This window comes from Alistipes megaguti (genome assembly GCF_944320325.1).
Taxonomy (GTDB): Bacteria; Bacteroidota; Bacteroidia; order Bacteroidales; family Rikenellaceae; genus Alistipes; species Alistipes megaguti.
This window is the reverse complement of record NZ_CALUHA010000006.1, coordinates 21762-47963: the sequence shown is the minus strand read 5'-3', so window position 1 is coordinate 47963 and position 26202 is coordinate 21762. Positions and strand designations below refer to the sequence as shown.

The 26202-nt window shown below is 59.4% G+C and carries 27 protein-coding genes and 1 tRNA gene; 13 read left to right on the top strand and 15 right to left on the bottom strand.

Features of this window, described 5'->3' with window-relative positions; all coding sequences use genetic code 11:
• Positions 1-2: 2 nt before the first annotated feature.
• The 11 genes from PUQ42_RS02870 to trkA all read right to left on the bottom strand — a co-directional run bounded on the left by PUQ42_RS02870 (position 3) and on the right by trkA (position 11302).
• Positions 3-980, bottom strand: coding sequence for an RnfABCDGE type electron transport complex subunit B (locus tag PUQ42_RS02870; protein WP_122120490.1), 978 nt, complete (start codon positions 978-980; stop codon positions 3-5).
• Complete coding sequence (locus PUQ42_RS02865) at positions 980-1402, bottom strand: SoxR reducing system RseC family protein (protein ID WP_273370818.1); 423 nt, start codon at positions 1400-1402, stop codon at positions 980-982. Before PUQ42_RS02865 ends, PUQ42_RS02870 begins: the two co-directional genes overlap by 1 nt.
• A 3-nt stretch (positions 1403-1405) precedes the next feature.
• On the bottom strand, positions 1406-2992 hold the full coding sequence (locus PUQ42_RS02860) for an NAD+ synthase (RefSeq protein WP_273370816.1): 1587 nt from the start codon (positions 2990-2992) through the stop codon (positions 1406-1408).
• Between the two features lie 267 nt (positions 2993-3259).
• Positions 3260-4021 carry a zinc ribbon domain-containing protein gene (locus PUQ42_RS02855; protein ID WP_087311663.1) on the bottom strand — a complete coding sequence of 254 codons (762 nt, stop codon included), beginning with the start codon at positions 4019-4021 and terminating at the stop codon, positions 3260-3262.
• Between the two features lie 23 nt (positions 4022-4044).
• A complete protein-coding gene (locus PUQ42_RS02850) occupies positions 4045-4827 on the bottom strand; it encodes a Nif3-like dinuclear metal center hexameric protein (protein ID WP_087311747.1) in 783 nt (260 codons plus the stop codon).
• Positions 4828-4929: 102 nt separating this feature from the next.
• Positions 4930-5598, bottom strand: coding sequence for a MerR family transcriptional regulator (locus PUQ42_RS02845; protein WP_273370812.1), 669 nt, complete (start codon positions 5596-5598; stop codon positions 4930-4932).
• A gap of 2 nt (positions 5599-5600) precedes the next feature.
• Positions 5601-7187, bottom strand: coding sequence for a methyltransferase RsmF C-terminal domain-like protein (locus PUQ42_RS02840; RefSeq protein WP_273370810.1), 1587 nt, complete (start codon positions 7185-7187; stop codon positions 5601-5603).
• Positions 7184-7804 (bottom strand): deoxynucleoside kinase, encoded by a 621-nt coding sequence (locus PUQ42_RS02835; protein WP_087311669.1) that lies wholly within the window; start codon positions 7802-7804, stop codon positions 7184-7186. The genes PUQ42_RS02840 and PUQ42_RS02835 overlap by 4 nt, the downstream gene beginning before the upstream one ends.
• 75 nt (positions 7805-7879) lie before the next feature.
• Positions 7880-8314, bottom strand: a complete 435-nt coding sequence (locus tag PUQ42_RS02830) for a DUF3997 domain-containing protein (RefSeq protein WP_087311671.1) — start codon at positions 8312-8314, stop codon at positions 7880-7882.
• A 51-nt stretch (positions 8315-8365) separates the two neighbouring features.
• The gene (locus PUQ42_RS02825; RefSeq protein WP_273370803.1) at positions 8366-9850 is read right to left on the bottom strand and encodes a GH3 auxin-responsive promoter family protein; all 1485 of its coding nucleotides are present in this window, start codon (positions 9848-9850) and stop codon (positions 8366-8368) included.
• A 111-nt stretch (positions 9851-9961) separates the two neighbouring features.
• Positions 9962-11302 (bottom strand): Trk system potassium transporter TrkA, encoded by a 1341-nt coding sequence (gene trkA, locus PUQ42_RS02820; protein ID WP_273370802.1) that lies wholly within the window; start codon positions 11300-11302, stop codon positions 9962-9964.
• 156 nt (positions 11303-11458) lie between these two features.
• Here trkA and PUQ42_RS02815 point away from each other — a divergent pair, with 156 nt between their 5' ends.
• On the top strand, positions 11459-11731 hold the full coding sequence (locus PUQ42_RS02815) for a hypothetical protein (RefSeq protein WP_087260611.1): 273 nt from the start codon (positions 11459-11461) through the stop codon (positions 11729-11731).
• A gap of 115 nt (positions 11732-11846) precedes the next feature.
• Here PUQ42_RS02815 and PUQ42_RS02810 read toward each other — a convergent pair whose 3' ends face one another.
• Positions 11847-12692 carry a 3'(2'),5'-bisphosphate nucleotidase CysQ family protein gene (locus PUQ42_RS02810; RefSeq protein WP_273370800.1) on the bottom strand — a complete coding sequence of 282 codons (846 nt, stop codon included), beginning with the start codon at positions 12690-12692 and terminating at the stop codon, positions 11847-11849.
• Positions 12693-12946: 254 nt separating this feature from the next.
• Between PUQ42_RS02810 and rplU the strand changes: the two genes are divergently transcribed.
• Together rplU and rpmA are read left to right on the top strand one after the other, a co-directional pair.
• Positions 12947-13258 (top strand): 50S ribosomal protein L21, encoded by a 312-nt coding sequence (rplU, locus tag PUQ42_RS02805; RefSeq protein WP_122120483.1) that lies wholly within the window; start codon positions 12947-12949, stop codon positions 13256-13258.
• Positions 13259-13279: 21 nt separating this feature from the next.
• The gene (rpmA, locus tag PUQ42_RS02800; protein ID WP_087311677.1) at positions 13280-13540 is read left to right on the top strand and encodes a 50S ribosomal protein L27; all 261 of its coding nucleotides are present in this window, start codon (positions 13280-13282) and stop codon (positions 13538-13540) included.
• Positions 13541-13875: 335 nt separating this feature from the next.
• Here the strand turns inward: rpmA and PUQ42_RS02795 are convergent, their stop codons facing one another.
• Positions 13876-14298 (bottom strand): META domain-containing protein, encoded by a 423-nt coding sequence (locus PUQ42_RS02795; protein WP_232009177.1) that lies wholly within the window; start codon positions 14296-14298, stop codon positions 13876-13878.
• A 360-nt stretch (positions 14299-14658) separates the two neighbouring features.
• Between PUQ42_RS02795 and PUQ42_RS02790 the strand changes: the two genes are divergently transcribed.
• The 10 genes from PUQ42_RS02790 (at position 14659) to PUQ42_RS02745 (ending at position 24933) form a co-directional block, all read left to right on the top strand.
• Complete coding sequence (locus tag PUQ42_RS02790) at positions 14659-15168, top strand: hypothetical protein (RefSeq protein WP_122120481.1); 510 nt, start codon at positions 14659-14661, stop codon at positions 15166-15168.
• A gap of 382 nt (positions 15169-15550) precedes the next feature.
• Positions 15551-15624: transfer RNA gene (locus tag PUQ42_RS02785), tRNA-Arg, on the top strand.
• Positions 15625-15733: 109 nt separating this feature from the next.
• Entirely contained in the window at positions 15734-16288 is a 555-nt protein-coding gene (locus tag PUQ42_RS02780; RefSeq protein WP_087311683.1) for a 30S ribosomal protein S16, read from the top strand.
• A gap of 87 nt (positions 16289-16375) precedes the next feature.
• Positions 16376-16894, top strand: a complete 519-nt coding sequence (gene rimM, locus PUQ42_RS02775; protein WP_273370794.1) for a ribosome maturation factor RimM — start codon at positions 16376-16378, stop codon at positions 16892-16894.
• A gap of 1 nt (position 16895) precedes the next feature.
• Positions 16896-18101: a tRNA 2-thiouridine(34) synthase MnmA gene (mnmA, locus tag PUQ42_RS02770; protein WP_087311687.1), complete on the top strand. Its 1206-nt coding sequence runs from the start codon at positions 16896-16898 to the stop codon at positions 18099-18101.
• A gap of 309 nt (positions 18102-18410) precedes the next feature.
• On the top strand, positions 18411-18638 hold the full coding sequence (locus PUQ42_RS02765; RefSeq protein ID WP_273370793.1) for a helix-turn-helix domain-containing protein: 228 nt from the start codon (positions 18411-18413) through the stop codon (positions 18636-18638).
• A gap of 15 nt (positions 18639-18653) precedes the next feature.
• Positions 18654-19469: an endonuclease/exonuclease/phosphatase family protein gene (locus tag PUQ42_RS02760; protein WP_273370790.1), complete on the top strand. Its 816-nt coding sequence runs from the start codon at positions 18654-18656 to the stop codon at positions 19467-19469.
• A 167-nt stretch (positions 19470-19636) separates the two neighbouring features.
• Positions 19637-22366 (top strand): pyruvate, phosphate dikinase, encoded by a 2730-nt coding sequence (gene ppdK, locus PUQ42_RS02755; RefSeq protein WP_273370787.1) that lies wholly within the window; start codon positions 19637-19639, stop codon positions 22364-22366.
• Positions 22367-22816: 450 nt separating this feature from the next.
• Positions 22817-23278 carry an outer membrane beta-barrel protein gene (locus PUQ42_RS02750; protein WP_273370784.1) on the top strand — a complete coding sequence of 154 codons (462 nt, stop codon included), beginning with the start codon at positions 22817-22819 and terminating at the stop codon, positions 23276-23278.
• A gap of 191 nt (positions 23279-23469) precedes the next feature.
• Positions 23470-24933 carry a polysaccharide lyase 6 family protein gene (locus tag PUQ42_RS02745; RefSeq protein ID WP_122120476.1) on the top strand — a complete coding sequence of 488 codons (1464 nt, stop codon included), beginning with the start codon at positions 23470-23472 and terminating at the stop codon, positions 24931-24933.
• Between the two features lie 266 nt (positions 24934-25199).
• Here PUQ42_RS02745 and PUQ42_RS02740 read toward each other — a convergent pair whose 3' ends face one another.
• Positions 25200-25682 (bottom strand): hypothetical protein, encoded by a 483-nt coding sequence (locus tag PUQ42_RS02740; protein ID WP_273370781.1) that lies wholly within the window; start codon positions 25680-25682, stop codon positions 25200-25202.
• Between the two features lie 211 nt (positions 25683-25893).
• Positions 25894-26202 carry a TRL-like family protein gene (locus PUQ42_RS02735; RefSeq protein WP_087311699.1) on the bottom strand — a complete coding sequence of 103 codons (309 nt, stop codon included), beginning with the start codon at positions 26200-26202 and terminating at the stop codon, positions 25894-25896.

Here is a 26202-nt window from a genome sequence, read left to right as displayed (position 1 = left end):
ATTTACGATTCATGATTGGGCTCTTTCGGGGTCGAAGGAGCCTCCGCCGGAGCCGCTTTCGGGGCAGCCGGAGCGGCCTTTTCAGCCGGTGCGGCCTTGGGAGCAGCCTTTTCGGCGGGCGCCGCGGCCTTCGGGGCAGCGGGAGCCTTGGGCTCCTTGGGCAGCGGATCCATGCCGACGAGCTTGATGGCACCCGTCGGGCACTCGTTGACACACTTGCGGCAGAGCTTGCACTTCTGCGGGTCGATGTAGGCCAGGTTGTTCGTGACGGTGATGGCCCCGAAGGCGCAGACCTTCTCGCACTTGCCGCAGCCGATGCAACCGGCCTTGCAGGCCTTCATCACGACGGCGCCCTTGTCCTTCGAGACACACGACACATAGACGGCGCGGTTCTTGGGCCACTTCTTGCGCAGTTCGATGACCATCTTGGGGCAGGCCTTGACGCAGGCGCCGCAGGCCGTACACTTGTCGGGATCGACCTCGGGCAGCCCCGTTTGGGGGTTCATGTGGATGGCGTCGAAGACGCAGGCGGCCACACAGTCGCCGAATCCCAGACAGCCGAACGCACATCCGGTCTCGCCGACATAGAGCGATGCGGCCACGGCACACGACCGGGCACCATTGTACTCGTTCGTGCGGGGGCGCTTTTCGCACGTACCGCCGCAACGGACAGTAGCGACTTCGGGCTGTTTTTCGGCCGCAGCCTTGCCCAGATAGCCGGCAATGGCCTTCATGCAGTCGCCGCCGCCGACCGGGCAGAAGAGTTCGGAGATGTCATCGCGCTTGACCAGGGCATCGGCCATACCGCGACATCCGGCGAAACCACAACCGCCGCAGTTCGCTCCGGGCAGCATTTTCTCCACCTCGTCGATCCGGGGATCCTCCTCGACGCGGAACTTCTGGGCCACGAAGTAGAGGATCACGGCGGCGAGCACACCCAACACGCACAGTGTCAGGATCGTGTAAAGTAATACTTCCATCAGATTTTAGTTATTGTAAATTGAATTGTGTGTTCGATTCTGCGGCGGAAGATCCACAGCAACAGGTAGTAGATTGCCACACTGCCCAGTGCGGCCAGCAGCCCTGCGCCCTCGGAGGCTCCGCAGACGACGATCGTCACGACGAGCGCCGCCAGCAAAACGACAAGCGCACCGCCATATGCCAGCATAACGGCGATGCGCCCGGCCTTTTTCCGGACACCGACCCGGACCTCCTCCCCGGGGCGATACTGCTCCGCGTCGGACGTCGGGACGACAATGATCTTCTCCTGCGCCTCGGCCATACCGCACGCCTGCCGGGCCTTGCAGGCTCCACAAGCGCTTTGCGAGGTGATCTTCACGCGAACGCACCTTTTTTCGACGCGTTCGACGATCCCGTCGTGTTCGATGATTCCAGCCTCCACGGTTCAGTCTCCGTATTTGTTCGTCAGTGGCATGAGGCGCTCGTGCCCGAACGAGCAGGAGGACAAACGCAGCACGGGCGGGAACTGGAAACGTTTCTTTTCGTTGTGCATGATCATCGAGTGGATCTTCTCGACCACGGCGGAGTCGAAACCGGCGTTGACGATCTCCTCACGGTGCTGCCCCTCCTCGATCATGCGGAACAGAATGGCGTCGACCACCTCGTAGGGCGGAAGGATATCGCTGTCCTTCTGACCGGGGTGGAGTTCCGACGAAGGCTCCTTGTTGAGAATCGAGTCGGGAATCACATCGCCGAAGCGGCGGTTGATATAGCGGGCCACGTCGTACATTTCGCTCTTGTAGAGGTCGCCCGTGGGGCTGAACGCACCGGCCGTATCGCCGTAGAGGGTGCAGAGGCCCAGGGCATTTTCGCTCTTGTTCGAGGAGTTGAGCAGTACGTATCCCGTCTTGTTCTGCAGGGCCATGAGCAGCACCGTGCGGATACGGGTCTGGATGTTCTCCTCCGTGGAGTCGAACTCCGTGACGCCGATGGCGGGTTTCAGCGTATTGACCACGCTGGTGTAGATCTCCGAGATGGGGATGACGTTGTATTCGATGCCGAGGTTCCGGGCCAGTGTCTTGGCATCCTCGACCGAGGCGTTCGACGAGAACTGCGAGGGCATGAGCAGCGCCCGGACATTCTTCGCGCCCAGCGCGTCGACGGCCAGACAGGCCACTACGGCCGAGTCGATACCGCCCGAGAGGCCGATGGCGGCCTTTTCGTAGTTGTTCTTGCGGAAGAAATCGCGCAGACCGCAACGGGCTGCCTCATAGACAAGCCGGTTGCGGTCGTTGTAGGTCGAGGGGATGACGACGGGGGGCATGGTTTCGGCGACCTCCGTGTCGAAGATCTGGAAATCCTCCTCGAAGTTCTTCATCATCAGCACCGGGACGCCGTGTTTGTTCAGGGCGCCGGACGTGCCGTCGTAGACGATCTCGGTCGAACCGCCGACCTGATTGACCATCACGAGGTTCTTGCCCTCGACGAAGGCCAGGTTGTGCATCATTTCGTAGCGGTAGATCATCGTACCCTTGCCGTAACGGCGGGCGTTGATGGAGATGATGGTCTCGACGGACTTGTCGAAGTCGTGTTCGCGACTGAGGTCATCGCCGACGATGATGGCGCACTTGTGCCCCTTGATGGTGGCGTATTCGTATCCTTTGGAGGGGACCAGGAAACCCATTTCACGGCGTGCGGAGATGTATTTTTTGCCGACATAGCGAAGGACCTTGCGATCCTGGATGAGGGCTGCGGCACTGACGGTTCCCTTGTCGGTAAGAATCGGGAGGCCGACGATGGCGGCGATACCGTCGCAGCAGGAGGCGATCTCCACCAGGGCATCTTCACACAGTTCGAGGAACGTCGTTTTGCGGAGGAGGTCGAACGCCGGAGTCCCGCTCACGGCCTGCTCGGCGAAAATGACCAGATCGGCATGCTGGGCCTTTGCTTTGTTAATGGAATCGATGATTTTCGAAGCATTGCCGTCGATGTCACCGACCGTGTAGTTCAACTGGGCTATGGCTATTTTCATGGCAGTAATTTAAGTCGGAAAGATCCAATCGCGGCAAATTTAAGGATTATTTGGAAAAGTAGGAAAACTTTTCCGTGTTAATAAATTAACATCCGCAGTTCCGAAAAAACTTAAAAAAATAGAGGCATACGAAAACGGGACTCCGCCTGTGCGGAATCCCGTTCCATGATTCGATACTTTCAAGGGAGAAGGCTTTTCAAAGGTGGGACCTTCGGATGACGGCCCCTGCCCCGGCCCCCGGCCCCCTGCCTGCTCCCCCGGGCCCCCTTATTCCTGGGCGGCCTCGGGATCGGCTACGAGAATGCGGCCGCAATACTCGCAGACGATAATCTTCTTGCCCTGACGAATCTCCACCTGACGCTGGGGCGGAATGCGGTTGAAGCAGCCGCCGCAGGCATCACGCTTGACCGTCACGACGGCCAAACCGTTGCGGACATTGCGACGAATGCGATCGTAGGCGGCCAGCAGACGTTCGTCGATCTTGGCCTTGACCTGCTCGCGCTGAGCCTCGTACTCGGCTACCTGCGGGCCGGTTTCGGCCTCGATGCCGTCGAGTTCGGCCTTTTTGGCCGCCAGGTCGGCCGAGCGGTCCTTGGAGAGGTTTTCGGCCTCTTCGAGCTGGAGTTTCTTGGCCTTGATGCCGGCCGCATACTCCTTGAGGCGCTTCTCGGCCAGTTCGATCTCGAGTTCCTGATATTCGATCTCCTTGGAGATGGCATCGAACTCACGGTTGTTACGCACGTTGTTCTGCTGCTCCTTGTAGTTGCCGATCATGATTTTGGCCTGATCCACCTCGCGTTTGCGCTGCTTGGTCAGGGCATTGAGCTCCTCGATCTCCCCGTTGATGTGGTCGATGCGGGTCTTCATTCCGGCCATTTCATCCTCGAGATCCTGGACCTCGAGAGGCAGTTCACCTTTCACCTTGTTGATCTGGTCGATCTTGCTGTCGATCTTCTGCAGCTCGTAGAGTGCGAGGATCTTCTCCTGCATCGAATAATCAACGTCGGCGGTTTTCTTTTGCGTTGCCATATAATGTACTGTATAGTTTAGACTTACACGAGATAATTCACCGGATTGCGCGAGCGTTCACTCTTGCGAACCGCAAAGGTACATAAATTTTTCGACAAAACCTCAAATAATAACTGAATTGCACAATATTCGCTCTCAAAATGACCGACATCCGCCACCATGAGACGCTTGTCGGGGGTCATAAAGTCGTTATACTTGAGATCCGCCGTGATGTAGAGATCGGCCCCGGCCTGCAGGGCATCGCCGATGAGCGAGGCTCCGGCACCCGTGCAGAGGGCCACACGACGCACCGCCGGGATGGCGATATCGCTGTATCGGATGGCACCGCAGCCGAGCCGTTCGCGCACCGTGCCCAGATAAGCGAGGGGCTCCACGGCTTCGGGCAGTTCGCCGACAACGCCGAAACCGACCCCTTCGACCGACGAGGGCTGCAACAGTCGCAGATTCCCGATACCGAGGATCCCGGCCAGACGCCAGCTCATGCCGCCGGGCGCACTGTCGAGATTCGTGTGACAGGCGTAGAGGGCAATGCGGCTGCGGATGGCTCGCTCGACACAGCGCTGCACGGGATCCGCCGAATTGAAGCGTTTCAGAGCGTGGAAGATGATCGGATGGTGCGTGATGATCAGATCGCACCCCGTCTCTTCGGCCTCGTCCAGCACCTCCTCGGTGACATCGACAGCCAGCAGCGCCCGACGTACCTCGTCGTCACTGCGGCCGACCACAAGTCCTGCATTGTCATAGGATTCCTGCCAGCCAAGCGGAGCAAAGCGTTCGATGACATCGGTTATCTCTTTTATTTTCATGGCATTCATAGGTATTTTCAGGTTTCAGGTTTTCGATTCCGGGTGATCGTAAAGCAGGACACGGCGCTGACCGACGGCCTCTGACCGGTGGCCTCGAACCGTTCAGAAAAGTGACTGCTCGTAGAAGGCAAAGAGCTCTTTGTTTTCGGTTTCCTCCTTTTTGCGGCGAGGTTTCCGGGCCGTACGTCGGGTCGGTTGTCCGGGGACGGGTTCGGCAGCGGGTTCAGCAACGGGCTCGGCAACCACGGGGTCGGCAACGGACTCGGCAGGTTCAGCAGCAGGCTCGGAGGCCTCGGGTTCGGCGGCTGGCTCTACATCCACCATCTTCGGTTTGCGGAGCCGATCCGCAGACACTCCCCGGCGTCGCGGCTCCTTGCGGGGCATCTCCTCCTCCGGAGCCGCAACGGAAGATTCCTCCTCTTCATCGACAACCTGTCCGTTGTCGGCCTTCAGATCCTCGCGGACCTCAACCAGCAGCGAACGGATCCGTTGCAGATGCTCCATGAGCTGCGTATCCCGTTCGACCGCCGTGGCTGCCCCCTCCTTGCGAAGCACCTTCCGGGCCCCGTCGAGTGTCATGCCGCACTCCTTGACCAGGTGGTAGATCATCTTCAGATGCTCGACATCCTGCGGCGTGAAGAGGCGGTTGCCCTTCTTGTTGCGCTTCGGGCGGAGAATCGGAAACTGCGACTCCCAGTGGCGGATGAGCGACGTGTTGACGTCGAACATCTCGGCCACTTCGCCCATCGTATAAAAAATCTTTTCGGCCATATCTATTGTTTCATGATTCGCAATGAGTTCGGATAGAGGTTGTTGACCCGCGATCCGATCCGTTTGGCAAAGCCCAGTCCGCGGTCCCGCACACAGATGAGGTTCATCCCCTCGGCCAGTCCGGCTGCCGCAATCTCCTGACGCCGCAGGTAACGCAGCGCCTCCTCCTCCGCCAGTTCTGCCACGGGTACCGCCGTGCGGTTCAGCCCCGGGAAGAAGGCCAGCGCCGGATCGGGTTTCAGCACCCCCTTGAAGATCTGCCCGAGGGCCACCCCCGAGCCGATCACCGGCAGCACTTCGGAGAGCGTCCGCACCGCCTCGGCCTGTCCGGCATACCAGGCGTAGCAGGTGTCGCCCGCCATCCCGAAACGCATCGCTTCGGGTTCCGTCAACCAGCGCCACAGCTCCGCCGCGCATTTGCGGTCGACGGGCGTCAGCACCGAACGGCGCGATTTCGGAGTGCGCGTCCGTGCATCGGCTTCGGCCGACTTGCGGGCCACGGCGGCAAAGAACCCCTCGCCGCAAGTCCGATGGGGATAGAAGCGGAAGGTACGGAAGGCCCCTACCCTGCCGCAGCAGATCCCCCACGCCGGGTCGACCTCGACCGGTCCGGTCTCCTCCACCTCCGTTTCGGCCCATGCGAGCATCCGTTCAAGCGACCCCTCGTCCTCCTCGCGGTTGAAGGTGCAGGTGCTGTAGAGCAGCACGCCGCCGGGCTTCAGGGCCCGCCACGCCTCGCGCAGAATCTCGTCCTGACGCGCGGCACAGAGACGCACGTTCGCCTCGCTCCACTCCTCGCGGGCAGCCGGGTCCTTGCGGAACATCCCCTCGCCCGAGCAGGGGGCGTCGACCGTCACGGCATCGAACCACGCCTCGAAGCGTCCCAGCGAGGCGGCGTCGCAGCACGTCACGGCCACGTTGCCCGTTCCCCACTTGCGCACGTTGTCGGCCAGCACCGAAGCCCGCCGTCGGTCGATCTCGTTGGCCACGACCAGCCCCTCACGTCCGACCAGCGAGGCATAGAGGGTTGTCTTGCCTCCCGGCGCCGCACAGAGATCCAGCACACGGGCCCCCGCGGGGAGCCGGCCGCGCAACAGGTGGCCGACGAATTGCGACGAGGCCTCCTGCACGTAATAGGCCCCGGCGTGGAAATCGGGGTCGAACGTGAACGAGGGGCGTTCACGCAGATACCAGCCGTCAGCGCACCACGGAACCCGTCTCAACAGCGGCAGATGGGGCAAATCCGGCAACAGCCGGGCAACAGCATCGGCATCGGCGGAGTCAGTCGGGAGACATGGGGCTGCGGGTGCAGCTGCGGCCGGCAGCTCCGCGGCTTCCGGCCGTTTATCGGCATCTGACCGGCCTCCGGCATCCGGCAGGCCATCGGCATCCGTCGGCATCGCGACACCCGGCAACGTCGCAGTCTCTTGTCGGTTATCGGCCGGTGAAGCTCCCGCCGGCCGGCACTTCGACGCATTGAGACGCACCGAGGTCGGGGACTCCGACTCCAGCGCCTCGCACAAGGCCCGACCCTCCTCCACGCCGAGTTCGCGCAGCGTGCGTTCGACGAATCGTTCGGGCAGACTCATCGCTCTTCGCGGGCTTTGAGAGCATCCAACCGCGCGCAGATCCGCTCGAAGACCGCCGGATCCGAAACAAAATCCTCGTGGTCCTTGTCCACGACAAAGACCTCCCCTTCGTAGATCGTGTCGATCCAATGGTTGTATTTGTCGTTCAGACGTTTCAGATAGAGTTCATCGATATTCATCTCATACTCGCGGCCCCGTTTGCGGATCTGCGAGATGAGCGTCGGAACGCTCGCCTTGAGGTAGATCAGCAGGTCGGGTTGCGGAATGAGCGACGTCACCAGGCGGAAGATCTTCATGTAGGTCTCGATGTCGCGCGTCGACATCAGTCCCATTTCATGGAGGTTGTCGGCGAAGATGTGAGCATCCTCGTAGATCGTGCGGTCCTGAAAGATCACCCCCGATTTGTTGTCCGAAAGCATATCCATCGTCTGCTGGATCCGGCTCCCGAGAAACGAGATCTGAAGTTGGAACGCCCAACGGTTCATGTCCTCGTAGAAATCGCCGATATAGGGGTTGTCACACTCCTCCAGATAGCATTTGGCATCGTATCGCTGTGTCAACATCTCAGTCAGCGTCGTCTTCCCGCTCCCGATATTTCCTGCAATGGCTATGTACATGACCGTATCCGTTAATGGTTTGAAAAGAGATAACGTAAAGCGTTATCCTCCCGTTAATATCGTTAATAATTTTTATTACAGCTTCTTGAATGTTATATCATCCGGTACTCCCAGCTCTTTCCGCCTCACTTCAAAGGCCTCTTCATCGAATGCCCCGAATTTGTTTTCCTGCGCCTCCCAGGCCTCCTGCGCGTTATTGACGGGAATGATGTAATATTCGGTTGTATGCCTGTCATAACGCGGTAAGGAAACTCCCATACTGTCCTTCAACGCACGGTACGCCTTGACCAGAATAAAATCATCGTCATATCCCACGGCATAAACACTCGCCCCGGTTATGCCCGTATAAGGTGCATCATCTTCCGGTTGATGATAACACACATCCATATCCTCTTTGGTATCCACTGCGATCAAGTAATAATTCCCAGTAAGATGCCGTTCATAGACAAATCCGCAGCTTTGCATGATCAGGAGCAACAACAAAATGAGGAATGATGAAACCGTTTTCATACGCTCGTTTTATCGGATCTGATGACGCCCAGTTTACGAACGACGACAGGCTCAGTGCCCCTCTTCGCCGCCGATCCCCGCAAACGACTTCACGTTGTCGGCCACCCGGCGGTCGTTCATCAGCCGCGGAACCTTGTTCTTCCCCCGCGCCCGCATCCACGCCAGGAACCCCCCGCGCGGCATGTACAGCAGATGCTGCTTCTCGAGCGTCGTGCGGCGCTTGGCGTCATAGTCCGAATTGACGGCCCGCAGCTCCTCGTCGAGCGCCGCCGCAAACGACTCCATCGAATCGGGTTCGCGGTCGAACTCCACGATCCACTCGTGGGCGCCCCGCTCGCGCAGCGACATGTAGCACGGCGAGACCGTATATTCGCTCACCACGGCTCCCGTCCGGCGGCAGGCGGCCGCGAGCGCCCGCTCGGCATTATCGACAATCAGCTCCTCGCCGAATACGTTGATATACTGACGCGTGCGCCCCGCAAAACGGATCCGGTAGGGGTTCGTCGAAGTGAACTCCACCGTATCGCCGATCTCGTAGCGCCACAGGCCGTTGTTCGACGTGATCAGCACGGCATAAACCTTGCCGCACTCCACCCCCTCGAGCGGAACGATCCGTTCGCCGTCGCGGAACTCGAAGAAGGTCCCGTAATCCAGCATCAGCAGCATGTCGCTGCGCGAAGGATCGTCGGCCAGGGCAAAAAAGCCCTCCGAGGCGTTGTAGGTCTCCATGTAGTGCATCCCGTCGGAGGGGATCAGCTCCTCGAACGAACGCCGGTAGGGGGTGAACTCCACCCCGCCGTGGGCGAACATCTCCAGATCGGGCCAAACCTCCAGCAGATTCCGACGCCCGGTGTACTCCAGCACGCGGCGCATCAGCGCCAGGTTCCACGACGGAACCCCCGCAAAGGCCGTGATGTGCTCGCCCGTACATTCGCGGCAGATCGCCTCGCACTTGGCATCGAAATCGGCAATGATGGCCGTCTCGATGCGCGGCGCCCGGAACCACCCGCTCCAGAACTTCGTCTCGTGGATCAGCAGCGCCGAAAGATCACCCACCAGATTGCGGCCCTCGGCAATGCACGAACCGCCCAGCGTCAGCGTCTTGCCCTCAAGCACCCGGCTGCGCGGGTAGTTGGCCGCATAGACCGTCGCCACGTCGCGCATGCCGAGCGTATGGTTGCGCCACAACGACTCCCGCGTCACGGGGATGTATTTGCTCCGGTCCGACGTGGTGCCCGACGAGCGGGCAAACAACGAAACCCGGCCCGGCCACGTGACGTTCCACGCCCCGGCACGCATCTGCTCGATGTAGGGCTTGAAGGTCTCGTAGTCGAACGTCGCAACCAACGACTCGAACTGCTCCACCGTACGGATATGCCGCAGGTCGTAACGTTCGCCGAACTCCGTCATGCGGCCGCGGCGCAACAGCCGGCGGAACATGCGCATCTGGGTCTCGACCGGATGGCGGCGGAACCGGTCTATCGACCGTTCGCGCTGCGAGAACCACGCTCTGAGTATGCTGTTTCGAAAAGACATTTTCTCCAGTTTTCGGCGGATGACGCCGCGTCGTCCGGATCGGAATGCCCGGCGCCCGTCCGCCTCCCGACCGGTATCTCTCCGTCCCGGGGCACCGCCCCGTCAGTTAAATCAGTTAAAGTAATATCCTATGCGCCCTACCGACGCCGGCATGGCAAAGACCACCACGCGGTCGTAGGGGTTGATCTCCATGTTGTCCACGGCGATGAAAACCTTGTCGCCGCGCACGATGCCGCCGATGATCGTATCCTCGGGAAGTCCCAGATCCTTGATCCGGCATTTGGTCGCCGGCGAATTGGGCTTGACGATGAACTCCAGCACCTCGGCGTCGCTCCCCGTCAGGCACTTGATCGCCTGCACGTCGGTCGACATCGTGAAGCGAAAGATGTTCGACGCCGTCACCAGCTTCTTGTTGATGATCGTATCGATGCCGATCGACTCCGCCAGGTTGATGTAGTTCAGGTTCTCGACCTCGGCGATCACCTTCTTCACGCCCATCCGCTTGGCCAGCATCGCCGCCAGGATGTTCGTCTCGCTGCGGCCCGTCACCGCCACAAAGGCGTCCATGTTCGACAGGCCCTCCTCCATCATGGCTTCCGTATTGCGACCGTCCTCGTTGATGATCAGCGTCTTGTCCAGCATCTCGGCCAGCCGGTAGGCCTTCTCGGCGTTGTAGTCGATGAGCTTGATGTTGACCTCGTCCTGCAGCTCCGTGGCTACCCGGATGCCGATGCGCGAACCGCCCAGGATCATCATGTTGCGGATCTCGATGTTCGTCTGCCCCGAAAACTCCATCACCTCGTGCACGGCGTCCTGGCGGGCTATCACGTAGATCATGTCGCCCTCCATGAACTCCTCCCCCGCACGCGGGATGATCGTCTGACCGCCCCGCGTGATGGCCACCGTACGGTAGCTCAACGGAGTCTGGTCGTCGGCAAAGCCCGTCAGCACCTGTCCCACCAGCGGCGAGGCCGGCTCCAGGCGGAAGACCACCAGCGAAAGCTTGCCGCTCGAAAAATCCACGTATTCGGTCGTCGAGGTGTGGCCCAGCAGGTTGATCACCTCCCGCGCCGCCACCTTCTCCGGATAGAACAGGTAGTCGATGCCCATGTCGATGAACATCTCCTTGTTGTTGGGCTCGAGATACTCGTTGTTGTCGATGCGCGCGATGGATTTCCGCGCTCCGAGCTTCTTGGCCAGCATCGCCGCCACGATGTTGTCGTTCTCCTCGTGGTTGACGGCGATAAAGAGGTCACACTTGCGGACCGACGCCTTGCGCAGCACCGCAAAGGTCGTCGAGTCCCCCTCGACGGTGATCACGTCGGCCAGCGCCCCCACCTCGGCCAGCAGTTTCTGATCGCTGTCGATGACCGTGATGTCGTGTCCGTTTCCGCTGAGCATCCGGGCCAGATGGCTCCCCATCTCCCCGGCTCCCGCTATTACGATTTTCATACGCGACTCCGATTAAATACGCATTCAACCCGCTGCCGTTCAGAACGGTACGGACCCCGACCGCTACCTGTCGGGCAACATTTTTGCAATTTATCCTACAAATATATACATTTGTCCCCGAAAGCCAAAATTTAAACCCCCAAAAACCGTCCCGCCATGCCCGCCTGGTTAATCGTCCTGCTCTGCGCCATCGCCGCCGTCGCCTTCTTCGTCGTGGGGATGTCCCTCACGCTGATGATCAAGGGGCACCACATCGACTCGGAGATCTCCACCAACAAGGAGATGCAGCGCCTCGGCATCAAGTGTGCCGTGCAGGAGACCCGCGAGGCCGACGGCAGCGCCGAGTGTTCCGACAGCCACGCGGCCGCCGGTTGTTCCGGAAACTGCGGCGCCTGCGACATCGAACACAAGACGACCCGGCAGGCCTGACCTCCGACATGCCATCCAATAAAAAGTCCCGGTCCGTATCGGAAGACCGGGACGGTTCATTTCAAATCCCATCTGCGGCGGACGTCCGACACCGGACGCCCCCGGCCCGGACGGATCAGAACGGGCAGAATTTCGACCGGCAGTGGAACCACGGGTTGTGCAGGTCCTCCTCGTTGTAGCGCAGCTCCCGCTCCTCGGGCAGCGCCCGCGTCGAACCGCCCGCCTCCGCGAGGATCAACTCCCCGGCCGCCGTATCCCATTCGTAGGTATGCGTCGTGCGGACATAATAATCGACCCGCCCCTCGGCCAGCAGGCAGAACTTGTAGGAACTCCCCTGCTCGACAATTTCCAGATCGGGGAAACGCTCCCGCAGGCGCGCCACATGCTCGTGCGTCTCGGAGGTCTGATGGGAGCGCGACAAGGCCACCCGAAGGTGGTCGTGGTGCGACTCCCCGGCCAGCGGCAGCGGCGTCCAGTCGCGGACGATCTCGTCGTAGGTGTACTCCGCCGCCGCATCGGGAGCGACGCCCTCCTTGACATACGAACCCGAATCCCGCCCCGCGACATACATCTTTTCATAATAGGGCACATAGATCACCGCTCCCATGCAGACGTTGTTCTCCATCAGCGCGATGTTCACCGTGAATTCGTTGTTTCCCTTGATGAACTCCACCGTCCCGTCCAGCGGATCCACCAGCCAGTAGAGCTCCCAGTTGCAGCGCTCCTCGTAACGCATCTCGCGTCCCTCCTCCGAAAGAATCGGGATCCGCGTCGGGCCCAGGTACTCCCGGATCGTGCGGTGGGCCATGCGGTCGGCCAGCGTGATGGGCGTATGGTCCTCCTTGAGGCTGATATCGTAATCGTCGCGGTTCTTGTATACTTTCATGATCGAGGCTCCGGCTCTGACTGCCGCATTGAAAAGCGGCGGCAGCAGATACATGCGCACCTTGTCGTTAATCATCGTAACTCGTAATTTTGGGTCGGATATTCGTATTGCCATGGTAAAGGTAGCAAGAATTTATGAGACCGTAAAATTTTTCGGCACCCGGATCGGCTCTTCCCGTCAAAGTGTACAGATTCGATCCGAAAACCGTCATCCGCCCCACGCCAAAACCGTGCCCCGGAGCCCCGTGCGAAATTTTTTCTGCGCGACCGTATGGTTTATCGGAAATTATCCGTATATTTGCAACCCGAATTCATTCAATTACACGTAGAATGTACGTAATCGTAGAGATCGCAGGTCAGCAGTTCAAGGCTGAAAAAGGTCGGAAACTTTATGTTCACCGTCTCCAGGGCGAAGAGAATTCGTCCGTAAGTTTCGACAAAGTCCTGCTCACAGACAATGACGGTCAGGTCAAAGTCGGCGCACCTGTAGTTGAAGGCGCCGCAGTAAAGTGCAAGATCCTCAAGCATCTGAAGGATGACAAGGTTCTGGTCTTCAAAAAGAAACGTCGCACCGGATACCAGAAGTGCAACGGACACCGCCAGTTCCTCACCCAGATCCTCGTGGAAGAAATCGTTGCATAAACCTTTAAAAACTGAAGCATCATGGCACACAAAAAAGGTGTAGGTAGTTCGAAGAACGGCCGTGAGTCCGAAAGCAAGCGACTCGGCATCAAATTGTTCGGCGGTCAGTTCGCAAAGGCGGGCAACATCATCGTCCGCCAGCGCGGTACGGTGCACAATGCCGGTGAAAATGTCGGCATGGGCAAAGACCACACGCTCTTCGCTCTGGTGGACGGAACCGTCGAGTTCTGCAAGAAGCGCGAAGGAAGATCCTATGTCAGCGTTACCCCGCTGAGCGAGTAGTCTCCCTCTGTCTGAAGATAACGGTCCTCTTCCTTGCGGAAGAGGACCGTTTTTGGTTATCGCACCCCGCTACAACTTCGCCAGCGCCCCTTCACCCCACAAAAAGGGTCCCGCGTCCTTGACTGACGCGGGACCCTTTTTCGAAACCCGAAGCCCAGACCGCTGCAGGTTCGGGTATCGGGAAGAGAGATGGATCGGGACCACAGCGGGCGAATCGGGCCTGAGAGCGAGAGAATCAGACCATTCGCAGACGGTCCCAACCACGGCGGAGGGTTTTGACATTGCCGCCAGACCAAACCGCAGCGGGCAGAACGCACCCCACCCCGGACATCCGGCTATTCGGCGGCAGCCTGCGTTCCCTGGAACTCGGCCAGAACCCGATCGCCGTCGAGAAGCTTCAGATCCGAACCCTTAATCTCGAATCCGTTCACCTTCGAGAGCATCTCGACAAACGAAGTCTCGTACTGCAGATCGGGGCAGGCCATCCGCGTCATGCCCAGATTCCCGAACTTCAGGCTCTTGCCATTGAGGATGTAAGGGCCGAAGAAGCGGTTGCAGTTCGTACGTCCGGCCACCAGCGTATCGGCGGCATTGAACATCAGCGTGAAGGCATCCTCCTCGGCCGAAACGGCCGTTGCGGGGATCGACTCCATCTTGGAGAGTTTCCACGAAGTGCCTTCGAGAGGCAGGTTCTCCTGCTGGCAGCAGCAGGCGGTCATCGCCAGAAGCAGCCCGGCGGCTGCAAGAATCTTTTTCATAATCGCTACAATATATTTAGTTTAGGTGTTATTGCTTCCGCTGTCGGAGTTCAAAAGCCGGGCCAAAACAGGATCGGGGCATGGACTCCGCAACCAAGACAAGCATCGCGGCCAGGCCGGAAGAACCGTTCCTCTCCGCATCGCTCATCGGTCTCCGAGGTTCGTGCCACGGTGCAGATCGCCCCGAATACCGTGTGCAAAGATATTCAATATTCTCAACGCCGGCAATATTGCACGATTGTATTTTTTTCGTATCTTGACATCAGAAGACATGACACCCTCCGTCGCAGGGCGTCGGCCGCATCGACTTCCGATCAGGCCGGAACCGTCACCGAAACATGGACAAAAAGAGATAAAAACATGAGACACGTTGCATATCTTTTTTTACTGACGCTGGCCGCCCTGCTGTCGGGCTGTGCCTCGCAACGGCGGGCAACCGCCACGGCGGACTCCGGCAACCAAACCTTTCAAACGGCGCTTGCAGCGCTCGAATCGCAGCGGTTTGTCGTCGACATCGACGAGGTCTACACCCGAAAGGGGAAAAGACTGGACACCTGCCAGAGCTACGTCCGCATGCAGGGGCCGCAACTCGAGGTCAGCTTCGCACCCGACCTCTTCGGGCCGCGGAACTCCCACAGAATGGACCAGATGCGCGCGACCGACGAACAGGGCCGCATCGAAAGGATCGGCACGAAGGCAAACGGAGATGTGCAGTTCCGAATTCACGGCCGCTGGGGATGGCAGCAGCGAAGCCGCTCCTGTCTGGTGACCCTCTTCCACAACTCCGACCGGGTCTTCCTGGAGTTCCGCACCGAACGGGACCGTCCGGAAGGAACCGCCAAAGGGACGCTTCGCCCGCTCGACCGCTAAGCACCACGCCCCGTTTCGCACCGAAGGAGGACCGGAGGTAGGCCGGAGCCGAACAGGCCTCCGACAGATCCGGTCTGAGGTGGGGCCGGGCTATGTAATCCGAGAGGGGCCGGCCAAAGTAATCCGAGAAGGGCCGGGCTGTGTCGAGTGCCCGGCTGCCGCAGAGCGATCCGAAAGAGGTCCGGACGGGGATGAGAGAAGCGACCCGGAAAGGAACGAGCAATCCGGAGCGAAAACAGAACTGCCCGGGAGAGGATTCTGCCGAGGCTTGGCGATCCGGGCGGACAAAATGCCGTCATCCGCGCATTTCGGCCGGCAAGGGCTTTGCATTTGAGGATTTATTTTATAATTTTGCACCGATTTCCCCGTCATCGGGCAAATTGGTCCCGTAGCTCAGTTGGATAGAGCAGCAGATTTCTAATCTGCCGGCCGCGCGTTCGAGCCGCGCCGGGATCACTTTTTTCTCCCATTATTTGGCCAATCTGTTTTTTTTCCCTACATTTGCACGCTTAAATGCCCGAACCGGGTGAGCGTTTTTACTTTAATTAACAAAATTTTATAGCAAATGGCTGTTAAAATTCGTCTGGCACGCCATGGTAAGAAGGGCTACGCCTTCTATCATATCGTTGCCGCAGATAGCAGAGCGCCACGTGATGGTAAATTCATCGAAAAGTTGGGTACCTACAACCCCAACACGAATCCTGCTACGATCGATCTGAACTTCGAGAAAGCTCTGGATTGGTTACTCAAAGGCGCACAACCTACGGATACTTGTCGGGCTATCCTCTCGTACAAGGGCGTACTTTACAAAAAGCACCTGCTGGGTGGCGTTGCCAAGGGTGCATTCTCGGAGACCGAGGCCGAGGCTCGCTTCAACAAGTGGATCGAGGCCAAGAACGGTAAGATCGAGGCCAAGAGCAACAAGATCGCTTCCGACGCCAAGTCGGCCGAAAAGGCCCGTCTGGCTGCCGAAACCAAGATCAAGGAGGAGCGTGCCGCTGCCATCGCCGAGAAGAAGGCCGCTGCCGAAGCTGCTGCCCGTGAGGCCGCAGAGGCCGCTGCCGCCGAGGCTGCCGCTGCCACCGAGGAGGCCGCTCCGGAAGCTCCCGCTGCCGAATAAGCAGGTTTTCTATTCCGATAAGACAGGAGATCACCCGAAGGGGAGATTTCCTGTTTTTTTTGTACTTTTGTCCCAAACTCTTTCGTAATGGCTGCATCCGCTGGACGTATCAACAAACTTTTCGGCACGGACGGGGGCCTCATGCTCTCGCTCTACTCCACGTTCCCCGACAACTTCGACCCTCAGACCATGCCGCTGATGGTCACGATCGACGCCCTGGAGGTGCCGCTCTGGTGCGACCGGTTCGAGCGCCGCGGAATCGCTGGCGCTACGGCCTCGTTCGCCGACTTCGACACCGAACGCCGCGCTCAGGAGCTCATCGGTCTCGAATTCCGCGTAGACGATCCCGCCGACGAGCAGGATGACGAATTCTATCTCGAGGATCTCATCGGTTTCGAAGCCGTGGCCGAAGAGGCCGGATCCGAGACGAAACATGCCGGAATCGTCACCGACTTCTACGACAGCGAGATGAATCCCCTGTTCGAGGTGGAGACCGGCGGGCATCAGGTGCTCATCCCCGCCGCCGAGGAGTTCATCGCCCACATCGACTTCGAGGAGCGGCGGATCCACTTCGTCCTACCCGAGGGGCTCTTAAATCTGGAATAACATGGCACGCGTTGTAATCGGTCTTTCGGGCGGCGTCGATTCGTCGGTGGCCGCCTGGCTGCTCAGGCAGCAGGGACACGAGGTTATCGGCCTCTTCATGATCAACTGGCACGACACAACTGGTACGCTCGAGGGCGACTGCCCGTGGCACGACGACCGCCTGTTCGCCGAACTGGTGGCCAAGAAACTCGATATTCCGCTCCATGTCGTCGATCTCTCGGCCGACTACCGCACGCGTGTGGTCGACTACATGTTCGCCGAGTACGAACGCGGCCGCACACCCAATCCCGACGTGCTGTGCAACCGCGAGATCAAATTCGACGTCTTCCTGCGCGAGGCGCTCAAACTGGGGGCCGACTACGTCGCCACGGGCCACTACTGCCGCAAGGAGGAGGAGCTGCTGCCGGACGGACGCATCGTCTACCGGCTGCTGGCCGGTTCGGACCCCAACAAGGATCAGAGCTATTTTCTGTGTCAGCTTTCGCAGGAGCAGTTGAGCCGGGCCCTCTTCCCGGTCGGCGGGCTGCTGAAGCCCGAGGTGCGGCGCATCGCCGCCGAGCAGGGACTTGCCACGGCCAAGCGCAAGGATTCGCAGGGAATCTGCTTCGTCGGAAAGGTCGATCTGCCGGTTTTCCTCCAGCAGAAGCTCGCCTCGAAGCACGGAAACGTCCATGAGATTCTCCCCTCGTGGCCCAAGTATGCCCGCAAACCGGCCATGCCGGCTCCGGACATGGAGCCTTCGGACGAGGAGCTGGCCGCTCTGGCCGAACCGTGGCACTATACGGTGCGCGACGGAAAGAAGATCGGCGAGCACAACGGCGCCCACTTCTACACGATCGGTCAGCGCAAGGGGCTCGGAATCGGCGGCCGCAAGGAGTCGTTGTTCATTCTGGCCACGGACACCGTGCAGAATGTGATCTATGTGGGTGAGGGGGACGCCCATCCGGGGTTGTGGCGGCCGGCGCTGCGCATCCTGCCGGGCGACATCCATTGGGTCAACCCCACGCGGGAGATGAAGGTCGGAGAGAGCGCCCGCTTCTCGGTGCGCATCCGTTACCGGCAGCCGTTACAGGGGGCCCGGCTCTTCATCCGCCGCGAGGGGGCCTATCTGCTCTTCGACGAACCCCAGCGGGGCATCACCCCGGGGCAGTTCGCCGCCTGGTATGACGGCGACGAGCTGGTCGGCTCGGGGGTGATCGACGCATGATCCCCGCAGGCAACTGAGACTCACCGGGCTTCAAACTCTATACGACGCACCCGTCGCCGTTTTTACGGCGCTTTCGCGGGAATCGGACAAAGACCGAGCGCCCGATTCTTCGTCCGCTGCAAGCGAAGTGCGGAATTGGCGTGGTGCAGATCGTCGATGTCGATGTTTATACTTGTGAGGTAAAAGGCATACCTCAACCAATCTAAGAAGCTAATAGGTATTTCCACTCTACATTAGTGAGCATGCTCACGTATAGCAGAGCATAACGAATGGCACGTTTTTTAGTTTTGTATACAAAAATACAAAACTTTGAAAACGCCGGTCGACTTGTATGTTATTGATGCAATACGGAAAGAACGGATTGCTCAAAAAGTGTCGCAGGCCATGCTGGCCTATGGCATCGGCGTTTCCAAAGGATTCATCGGCATGGCTGAAAGTCCGAAATACAATATCAAATACAACATCAACCATATCAACGAAATCGCCAAGTTCCTCGGCTGCTCGCCCCGCGATTTCCTTCCCGAAAAACCCCTTTAACCCCTCCGGCCGGTCATGATGCGTCTGCTGTCGATCATCATCGCACTCGTCGCGGCGGGGTTCGCCGCATTCGGACGCCAGCCCGTCGGAATCGCCTTCTACGACGTCGACCGGATCTACGACACCATCCCCGCCCTCTTCTACAATGACGAGGCGTACACGCCACAAGGCCGTTACGGCTGGAACTCGGAGCGTTACGAACGCAAGATCCGAAACACGGCCGCTGTCATCGACTCCATGGCGCTGGAGATCGTCGCCCTGTGGGGCGTCGAAAACGAACAGGTCGTCCGCGACCTCTGCTCGGCCTGCCGCGGCGAATACTCCTACCTCCACCGAACACTCAACACGCTCGACGGCATGGACTTTGCCCTGCTGTACTACGGCGACCGCTTCTACCCGGAACGCGCCGAAGTCGGACGTCGCTATCTGCTGGTCATCGGCGAGCTGGACGGGCTGCGCGTAGGGCTGGCGATGTGCGGCGATCGAAGCACGGGACGATGGCTCGCGGAGGATTTGCGCGACAACTATCCCGAGTTGCCGCTCGTGGTCATGGGCCGTGTCGACGGCCAAAAGGCCGCACGCCTCGGGCTGCGCGATGCCATGGCACGTGCCGAAAAAGCCGGACGCGGAAATATCCGCCGCGCGGGACGCTGGGAGATGCGCGACCGGATTCTCGTCGACACGGCATTCAAATGCCCGGCAGGCGATGTCTACATCCGCCGCCAACTGGTTGACCAAAAGAGCGGTAACCCCCTTGGAACCTTCTCCGGAAGCATCTATCGGGGCGGATACGGGTATTCACTGCCCGTGTTTGTATATATCGGCCACTGAGATTTGTTTTTTCCGGAAAGTTTTGCTATATTCGCAATCCCTCCGGGCAAAAGCCCCTTTTTTACAGGTGGCAAAACGGTTATCACCGCAATTTTTTCGACTTCGGAGGCTCCTTTTTGCGAAAAATTTTTTATATATTTATCATACAATTCAAAAATCTCGAAACTATGGCAGACGTTAAACGAGTCTACACCTTCGGCAACAAAGAGGCCGAAGGAAATGGCAAAATGCGTGAGCTGCTCGGCGGTAAAGGTGCAAACCTCGCCGAGATGAACCTCATCGGCATACCCGTTCCCCCGGGATTCACCATCACTACGGAAGTGTGCACGGAGTACTACAGCCACGGCAAGGAGGCCGTCATCAAACTCCTCAAGCCCGAAGTCGAAAAGGCCATGAAGAATATCGAAAGCCTCACCGGCATGAAGTTCGGCGACAAGGAGATGCCGCTGCTCGTCTCGGTTCGCTCGGGCGCACGCGCCTCGATGCCCGGAATGATGGACACGATTCTCAACCTCGGTATGAACGATCAGGCCGTCGAGGCCGTCGCCAAACGCACCGGCAACCCCCGCTTCGCCTGGGATTCGTACCGCCGTTTCGTCCAGATGTACGGCGACGTCGTGCTCGGCATGAAACCCGCCTCGAAGGAGGATCACGACCCCTTCGAGGAGATTATCGACGCCATGAAGAAAAAACGCGGCGTGAAGAACGACACCGATCTGACGACCGACGACCTGAAGGAGCTCGTCAAGGAGTTCAAGGCCGCCGTCAAGAAGCAGACCGGCGAGGATTTCCCCACCAACCCCTGGGATCAGCTCTGGGGTGCCATCTGCGCCGTGTTCGGCTCGTGGATGAACGAGCGCGCCATCCTCTACCGCAAACTCAACAACATTCCCTCGGAATGGGGTACGGCCGTTTCGGTACAGGCCATGGTCTTCGGAAACATGGGAAACAACTCCGCAACGGGCGTCGCCTTCTCGCGTGACGCCGCCACGGGCGAGAACATCTTCAACGGCGAGTATCTGATCAACGCCCAGGGCGAGGATGTCGTGGCCGGTATCCGCACCCCGCAGCAGATCACCATCGAGGGTTCGAAGCGCTGGGCCAAGGCCCAGAACATCTCCGAGGAGGAGCGCAAGAGCAAATACCCCTCGCTCGAGGAGGTGATGCCCGAGGTCTACAAGGAGCTCAACGAGATCCAGCACCACCTGGAGCAGTACTTCACCGACATGCAGGACATCGAGTTCACGATCCAGGACGGCAAGCTCTGGATGCTGCAGTGCCGCAACGGCAAGCGTACGGGTGCCGCCATGGTCAAGATCGCCATGGACATGCTGCGCGAAGGGCTGATCGACGAGAAGACCGCCGTGTTGCGCTGCGAACCCGCCAAGCTCGACGAACTGCTCCACCCGGTATTCGACAAGAAGGCCATCGCCTCGGCGCAGGTCATCACGAAGGGTCTGCCCGCTTCGCCCGGCGCCGCCACGGGTCCCGTGGTCTTCTTCGCCGAGGATGCCGAGAAGGTCTTCGCCAAGACCGGTCAGAAGGCCGTGCTGGTGCGCATCGAAACCTCGCCCGAGGATCTGAAGGGTATGCTCGACGCCGCAGGTATTCTGACCGCCCGCGGAGGTATGACCTCGCACGCCGCCGTCGTGGCTCGCGGTATGGGCAAGTGCTGCGTGTCGGGTGCCGGTGAGCTGCAGATCGACTACAAGACCCGCACCATTCACGTCAACGGATTCACCGTCAAGGAGGGCGACTGGATCTCGCTCAACGGTTCGACGGGCGAAGTCTATCTGGGTGAGGTAGCCACGAAGGACGCCGATCTGAGCGGCGACTTCGGCAAGCTCATGGAACTGGCTTCGAAATACGCCGTGCTGAAGGTCCGCGCAAACGCCGACACGCCAAAGGATGCCGCTCAGGCCTTCGAATTCGGCGCCGAGGGTATCGGCCTCTGCCGCACGGAGCACATGTTCTTCGAAGGTGACCGCATCAAGGCCATCCGCGAGATGATTCTGGCCGACGACGAGGCCGGACGACGGGTCGCCCTGGCCAAACTGCTGCCGATGCAGCGCGGCGACTTCGAGGGTCTCTTCAAGGTCATGAAGGGTTATCCCGTCACGGTCCGCCTGCTTGATCCCCCTCTGCACGAGTTCGTGCCCCACGATGAGAAGGGCCAGAAGGAGATGGCCAAGGAGATGGGCGTGCCTCTGCAGAAGATCGTCGAGAAGGTCGAGTCGCTGGCCGAGTTCAACCCCATGCTGGGTCACCGCGGCTGCCGTCTGGGCAACACCTATCCCGAAATCACCGAGATGCAGACCCGCGCCATCATCGAGGCTGCCATGAACGTCCGCGCAACGGGTACGCCCGTTCACGTCGAGATCATGGTCCCGCTGGTCGGAAACCACAAGGAGCTCCGCTACCAGAAGAAGATCATCGACCAGACGGCCGATCAGGTATTCTCCGAGCGCAACGACAAGATCGACTACATGGTCGGCACGATGATCGAAGTACCGCGTGCCGCCGTCACGGCCAACCAGATCGCCGAAGTGGCCCAGTTCTTCTCGTTCGGCACGAACGACCTCACGCAGATGACCCTCGGATTCTCGCGCGACGATATCGGCAAGTTCCTCCCGATCTACCTCGAAAAGGGTATTCTGAAGAACGACCCGTTCCAGATCCTCGACCGCAACGGCGTGGGCCAGCTGATCCGTGAGGCCGTCTTCAAGGGCCGCGGCACGCGTCCGACCCTCAAGTGCGGTATCTGCGGCGAGCACGGCGGTGAGCCCTCGTCGGTGGAGTTCTGTCACTATGCCGGTCTGAACTACGTGAGCTGCTCGCCCTTCCGTGTGCCCATCGCCCGTCTGGCTGCCGCTCACGCTGCCCTCAACCAGAAATAACCGGGGCCGTAGAGGGGGGGGGTCAAGCGGAGCCGGGACCAAGTGGAACCGGGGCCATGAGGAGCCGGGGCCATGAGGAGCCGGTGCCATGAGGAGAACAAGCTGAGCTGAGCCGGACCGCCCGGAAGGAGGAATCGGACCGAAAAAACGCCCCGAAAAAAGGCTGGACCTGTCGGGAAGAGAAACGGACCGAAGCAAGCCGCCTGAAAGCGGGAAACAGCCTTAACGTGCCGCCTCAGAAAGATGGCCAACCTACCGGATTCTGCCCCGAACAACCCCCTACCCTTCCAAAGATCATTCGTCAAAATCCCGCAGCCTCGGGCTGCGGGATTTTCCGTATGTTGACAAATCTGCCGGTTTGGTTGAATTTATTTGCACGACACTCCCTTTTTTGCTATATTTGACTTGGTAAAGTTTTTGAACGGACGTTTTTAAAATCTCAACGAAACCATGAAAAAGATCCTCCTTTCGGCGATCGCCGCTTTGTGCGTAGCCACGGCAGCTTCGGCTCAGGATGCAGGGAATTGGGCAGTCGGTCCCCGTATGAACATCTACACCAATACAGGAGACGGCATCGTCGGATTGGGTGCATTCGCCCGATACAGCTTCACGGACAACTGGCGCATCGAACCCTCGATAATCGCCTTGCTCCACAACTATTGCTCGATCGATCTCAACGTCGATGTGCAGTATGTATTCGACCTCGGTAGCGGTTGGAAAATCTATCCCGCAGCCGGTCTGACTGCAAACGATATCGGTCGATGGGCTGCCGGTCTGAATCTCGGCGGCGGTTTCGACTACAAGGTCGCTCGCGACTGGGACATCACGGCCGGACTCAAATGGCAGCCCATGTTCGATGATCTACGCAAAAACCCAGTCACGATCAGTATTGGGGCCGCCTACCGGTTCTGACCAGCCTCTCCCCCAATCCATCCCGGAATGTCATTCATCTGACTTCCGGGATTTTTTCTGCCCCTGTTGAATCATCCTGAACAACGGATTGCAGGTTTCGAATAGATGAAATCAAGAGGCTCCGAATTTGGTTAACCAATTTATTTTCGTTAATATTGCAATTGGCAAACCAATTTCAACCCAAAACAAAGATGAAAAAGACCTTTTGCGCGTGGGTACGGACCGGAATGCTCGGTCTGGCCCTCCTGGCATGCGCAGCGTGCGGCGGCGACAACGACGAAATGCCCGCGTCCGGAACAGAAACCGAAACGGACGGCGGCTCCGGTTCGGATTCAGGGGAGAAGCCCGACGAAGGCAATCCCGACGAGGAGAATAATCCGGACGAAGAGATTCCCGAAGGGGAGGTGACCAGCACCATCTCCTCGGCGGCGGAACTCGAGGCTCTCGGGCCGCTCGAAGCCGGTCGCACCATTATCTGGAAAGACGGCACCTACGATGCCCAGAAGATTCACCTTACAGGTACGGGAAGCGAAGCGGAGCCGATTCTCTTCCGCGCAGAAAACCCGGGCGGAGTCCGCTTCACGGGAGCTTCGACTCTCAGTATCGACGGCAGCTACCTGCACGTAAGCGGATTCCAATGGATTGACCCGGTACCCGACGGCGAACATCTGATCCGCTTCGAAAGCGGTTCACAGGCATGCCGACTGGAGGATTGCGCCATCGACGGTTCGGGGTCGGAGTCCGATGCCGTGAACAGCACGAAATGGGTGTCGCTCTACGGCACACACAATGTCGTTACGCACTGCCGCTTCGAGAACAAGAACAACATGGGCGCACTGTGCGTCGTCTGGCTTGAGGAGGGGGTGACGGCCGGTCACGAAATTTCATACAACCACTTTTCGCGTCCCGAGACAATTCTCGACGCGGACGGTGAACCGGCCAACGAGCAGGAGACCATCCGCGTCGGCGACAGCGCCCACTCGATGCAGAAGGGCGGATGCGTCGTCAAGGGCAACTACTTCTACCGGTGCAACGGCGAGGCGCAGGAGATCGTCTCGAACAAGTGCTGCGGCAACACCTACTCGGGCAACGTCTTCTACGAAAGCAAGGGGACGCTGACGCTGCGTCAGGGAAACGGCTGCACCGTCAGCGGCAACTACTTTCTGGGCAACGACATCGCGGATACGGGCGGTGTGCGCATCATCGGCGAAGATCACGTCGTCGAGGAAAACTGGTTCGAACGGTTGAACAGCGTCGGATACAAGGCGGCATTGTGTCTGGTCCGCGGGGAGGAGAACGTCTCGCTGAGCGGCTATGCGCAGGTAAAGAATGCCCTGGTGAAGGGCAACACCTTCGTGGACTGCAATCTGGCCATGCACATCAACTACGGCTCGTCGAACATGACCCTGCCGGTCATCTCATCACGCATCGAGGACAACATAGCGGTCGTACCCGAGGGCAACACCAGCAACTATGTCGTCCGATACGAGGACTCGGATCCCCAGGCCGAAATCACGTGGAGCAACAACCGGTTCTACGGGCGTTTCAAAAACGACCACTTCGGTCTTACCGCCCTCAAGGTGCGCCCGGACGTCGGCAACGCAGCGGCTGAGATGGATGCCATCGAACAGGCTGCCGGCACCTCCTGGGAGTAGGTAGATCCGTCTTCTGCAGGTACGAAAAACCCCGGCAGCCGTGTTCACGACTGTCGGGGTACTTTTTCGGGGAAAGCCCTCACGCGGAACCGACATCCGAAGCCGATCCGGTAAGATTCAGGAGAATCTCAGAGGATTCGAGAGCAGGCTTCCAGCCCTTCGGAACTATCTGTACCACAGCGCGACGCCTCGCTCAGCCCCCATATTCGGCCTCATATCCGGTCATTGCACCAGGTCCATTCACCGGTCCAGCCCCTATTCGGCCCCTATTCTGCCCCCTCGTTGATGCGGATCATCTCGAAGATCCGGTAGCCGATCGGCGCATAGCTGCGCCAGGCCGAACGTTTGGCCCGATAGAGCCACGGGCGTCCATCGATATAGAGCATCACTTCAGGGAGCTGGCGCTCGTCGAAGAAGCCGCACAGCTGCGAAGCGTCGAGATCGAACGTATAGCGATGTTTCCAGCCTCGCTTTTCGGGCTCTAGGTAGAGTCGGCCGACCGGCCCGGAGAGAATTACGCCGCCCGAAACAAAACGCACGGAATCAACCGTCTCGGGACGTGCCATCCGGCACGTGAAGTTCAGCGTCGCCCGTCCTCCACGGTGCTCCTTGTAGGTAAGGTCAAAGGTCAGATCGCCCGCCTCGGGATTTTCGAACAGCGTCACCGGAAGGGTGTGGTAGATCGTGCCGTCGGTCTCGGCCTTCGAGACATAGTGCGAGCGGATCTCCTGCCCCGAAGCCGTCAACAAGGCTCCCCAGCAGCACACAACCGCCAAAAGGCCCCGACCGATCCGCCTTCCATCCTCCGGCATCGCAAACCTCTTCCACACCTTCTGCTCCTTCTGTCCCTTCAGCTCCTTCTGCCCCTTCGGACCCCTCGGCCCTCTCAGCCCCTTCGGCCCCCTCGGCCCCCTCGGCCCCTTCCGGCATTCGGGAAACGGCCCGCCCGGCTGTCGACAATCAGTCACCGTAGACGATGATCGTATAGATGGTATAGAGCCCCACGTAGGACTTCATCTGGTAGTCGACGTGGTGGATACGCGTGATGCCGGCTTCGCGGGCCGCCGTCTGGATGCTGGCATCGCCCAGCGCCACCAGACCTACGTACCCCTTGACCTCGGCCGTGCCGACCTTGCTCGATCCGGCATTGCCCGTAACGGCCATGCCGTCCTTGATATCCGTATAGGCGAAGCCCGAAACGGGCGACTTCACGCAACCCGTCAGCGAAAGGGCTGCCACGGCAAGGGCTGCAAAGAGGAACTTCTTCAT

Excerpts from the sequence above, each read along its gene's own strand:
- PUQ42_RS02735 (WP_087311699.1), bottom strand. The coding sequence starts at position 26,202 with ATGAAGAAGTTCCTCTTTGCAGCCCTTGCCGTGGCAGCCCTTTCGCTG.
- PUQ42_RS02835 (WP_087311669.1), bottom strand. The coding sequence starts at position 7,804 with ATGTACATAGCCATTGCAGGAAATATCGGGAGCGGGAAGACGACGCTG.
- PUQ42_RS02790 (WP_122120481.1), top strand. The coding sequence starts at position 14,659 with ATGAGACACGTTGCATATCTTTTTTTACTGACGCTGGCCGCCCTGCTG.
- rplU (WP_122120483.1), top strand. The coding sequence starts at position 12,947 with ATGTACGTAATCGTAGAGATCGCAGGTCAGCAGTTCAAGGCTGAAAAA.
- rimM (WP_273370794.1), top strand. The coding sequence starts at position 16,376 with ATGGCTGCATCCGCTGGACGTATCAACAAACTTTTCGGCACGGACGGG.
- rpmA (WP_087311677.1), top strand. The coding sequence starts at position 13,280 with ATGGCACACAAAAAAGGTGTAGGTAGTTCGAAGAACGGCCGTGAGTCC.
- PUQ42_RS02810 (WP_273370800.1), bottom strand. The coding sequence starts at position 12,692 with ATGATTAACGACAAGGTGCGCATGTATCTGCTGCCGCCGCTTTTCAAT.
- PUQ42_RS02780 (WP_087311683.1), top strand. The coding sequence starts at position 15,734 with ATGGCTGTTAAAATTCGTCTGGCACGCCATGGTAAGAAGGGCTACGCC.
- PUQ42_RS02745 (WP_122120476.1), top strand. The coding sequence starts at position 23,470 with ATGAAAAAGACCTTTTGCGCGTGGGTACGGACCGGAATGCTCGGTCTG.
- PUQ42_RS02850 (WP_087311747.1), bottom strand. The coding sequence starts at position 4,827 with ATGAAAATAAAAGAGATAACCGATGTCATCGAACGCTTTGCTCCGCTT.
- PUQ42_RS02750 (WP_273370784.1), top strand. The coding sequence starts at position 22,817 with ATGAAAAAGATCCTCCTTTCGGCGATCGCCGCTTTGTGCGTAGCCACG.
- PUQ42_RS02815 (WP_087260611.1), top strand. The coding sequence starts at position 11,459 with ATGCCCGCCTGGTTAATCGTCCTGCTCTGCGCCATCGCCGCCGTCGCC.
- PUQ42_RS02830 (WP_087311671.1), bottom strand. The coding sequence starts at position 8,314 with ATGAAAACGGTTTCATCATTCCTCATTTTGTTGTTGCTCCTGATCATG.
- PUQ42_RS02760 (WP_273370790.1), top strand. The coding sequence starts at position 18,654 with ATGATGCGTCTGCTGTCGATCATCATCGCACTCGTCGCGGCGGGGTTC.
- PUQ42_RS02825 (WP_273370803.1), bottom strand. The coding sequence starts at position 9,850 with ATGTCTTTTCGAAACAGCATACTCAGAGCGTGGTTCTCGCAGCGCGAA.
- PUQ42_RS02860 (WP_273370816.1), bottom strand. The coding sequence starts at position 2,992 with ATGAAAATAGCCATAGCCCAGTTGAACTACACGGTCGGTGACATCGAC.
- PUQ42_RS02870 (WP_122120490.1), bottom strand. The coding sequence starts at position 980 with ATGGAAGTATTACTTTACACGATCCTGACACTGTGCGTGTTGGGTGTG.
- mnmA (WP_087311687.1), top strand. The coding sequence starts at position 16,896 with ATGGCACGCGTTGTAATCGGTCTTTCGGGCGGCGTCGATTCGTCGGTG.
- PUQ42_RS02795 (WP_232009177.1), bottom strand. The coding sequence starts at position 14,298 with ATGAAAAAGATTCTTGCAGCCGCCGGGCTGCTTCTGGCGATGACCGCC.
- PUQ42_RS02855 (WP_087311663.1), bottom strand. The coding sequence starts at position 4,021 with ATGGCAACGCAAAAGAAAACCGCCGACGTTGATTATTCGATGCAGGAG.
- trkA (WP_273370802.1), bottom strand. The coding sequence starts at position 11,302 with ATGAAAATCGTAATAGCGGGAGCCGGGGAGATGGGGAGCCATCTGGCC.
- PUQ42_RS02845 (WP_273370812.1), bottom strand. The coding sequence starts at position 5,598 with ATGGCCGAAAAGATTTTTTATACGATGGGCGAAGTGGCCGAGATGTTC.
- PUQ42_RS02840 (WP_273370810.1), bottom strand. The coding sequence starts at position 7,187 with ATGAGTCTGCCCGAACGATTCGTCGAACGCACGCTGCGCGAACTCGGC.
- ppdK (WP_273370787.1), top strand. The coding sequence starts at position 19,637 with ATGGCAGACGTTAAACGAGTCTACACCTTCGGCAACAAAGAGGCCGAA.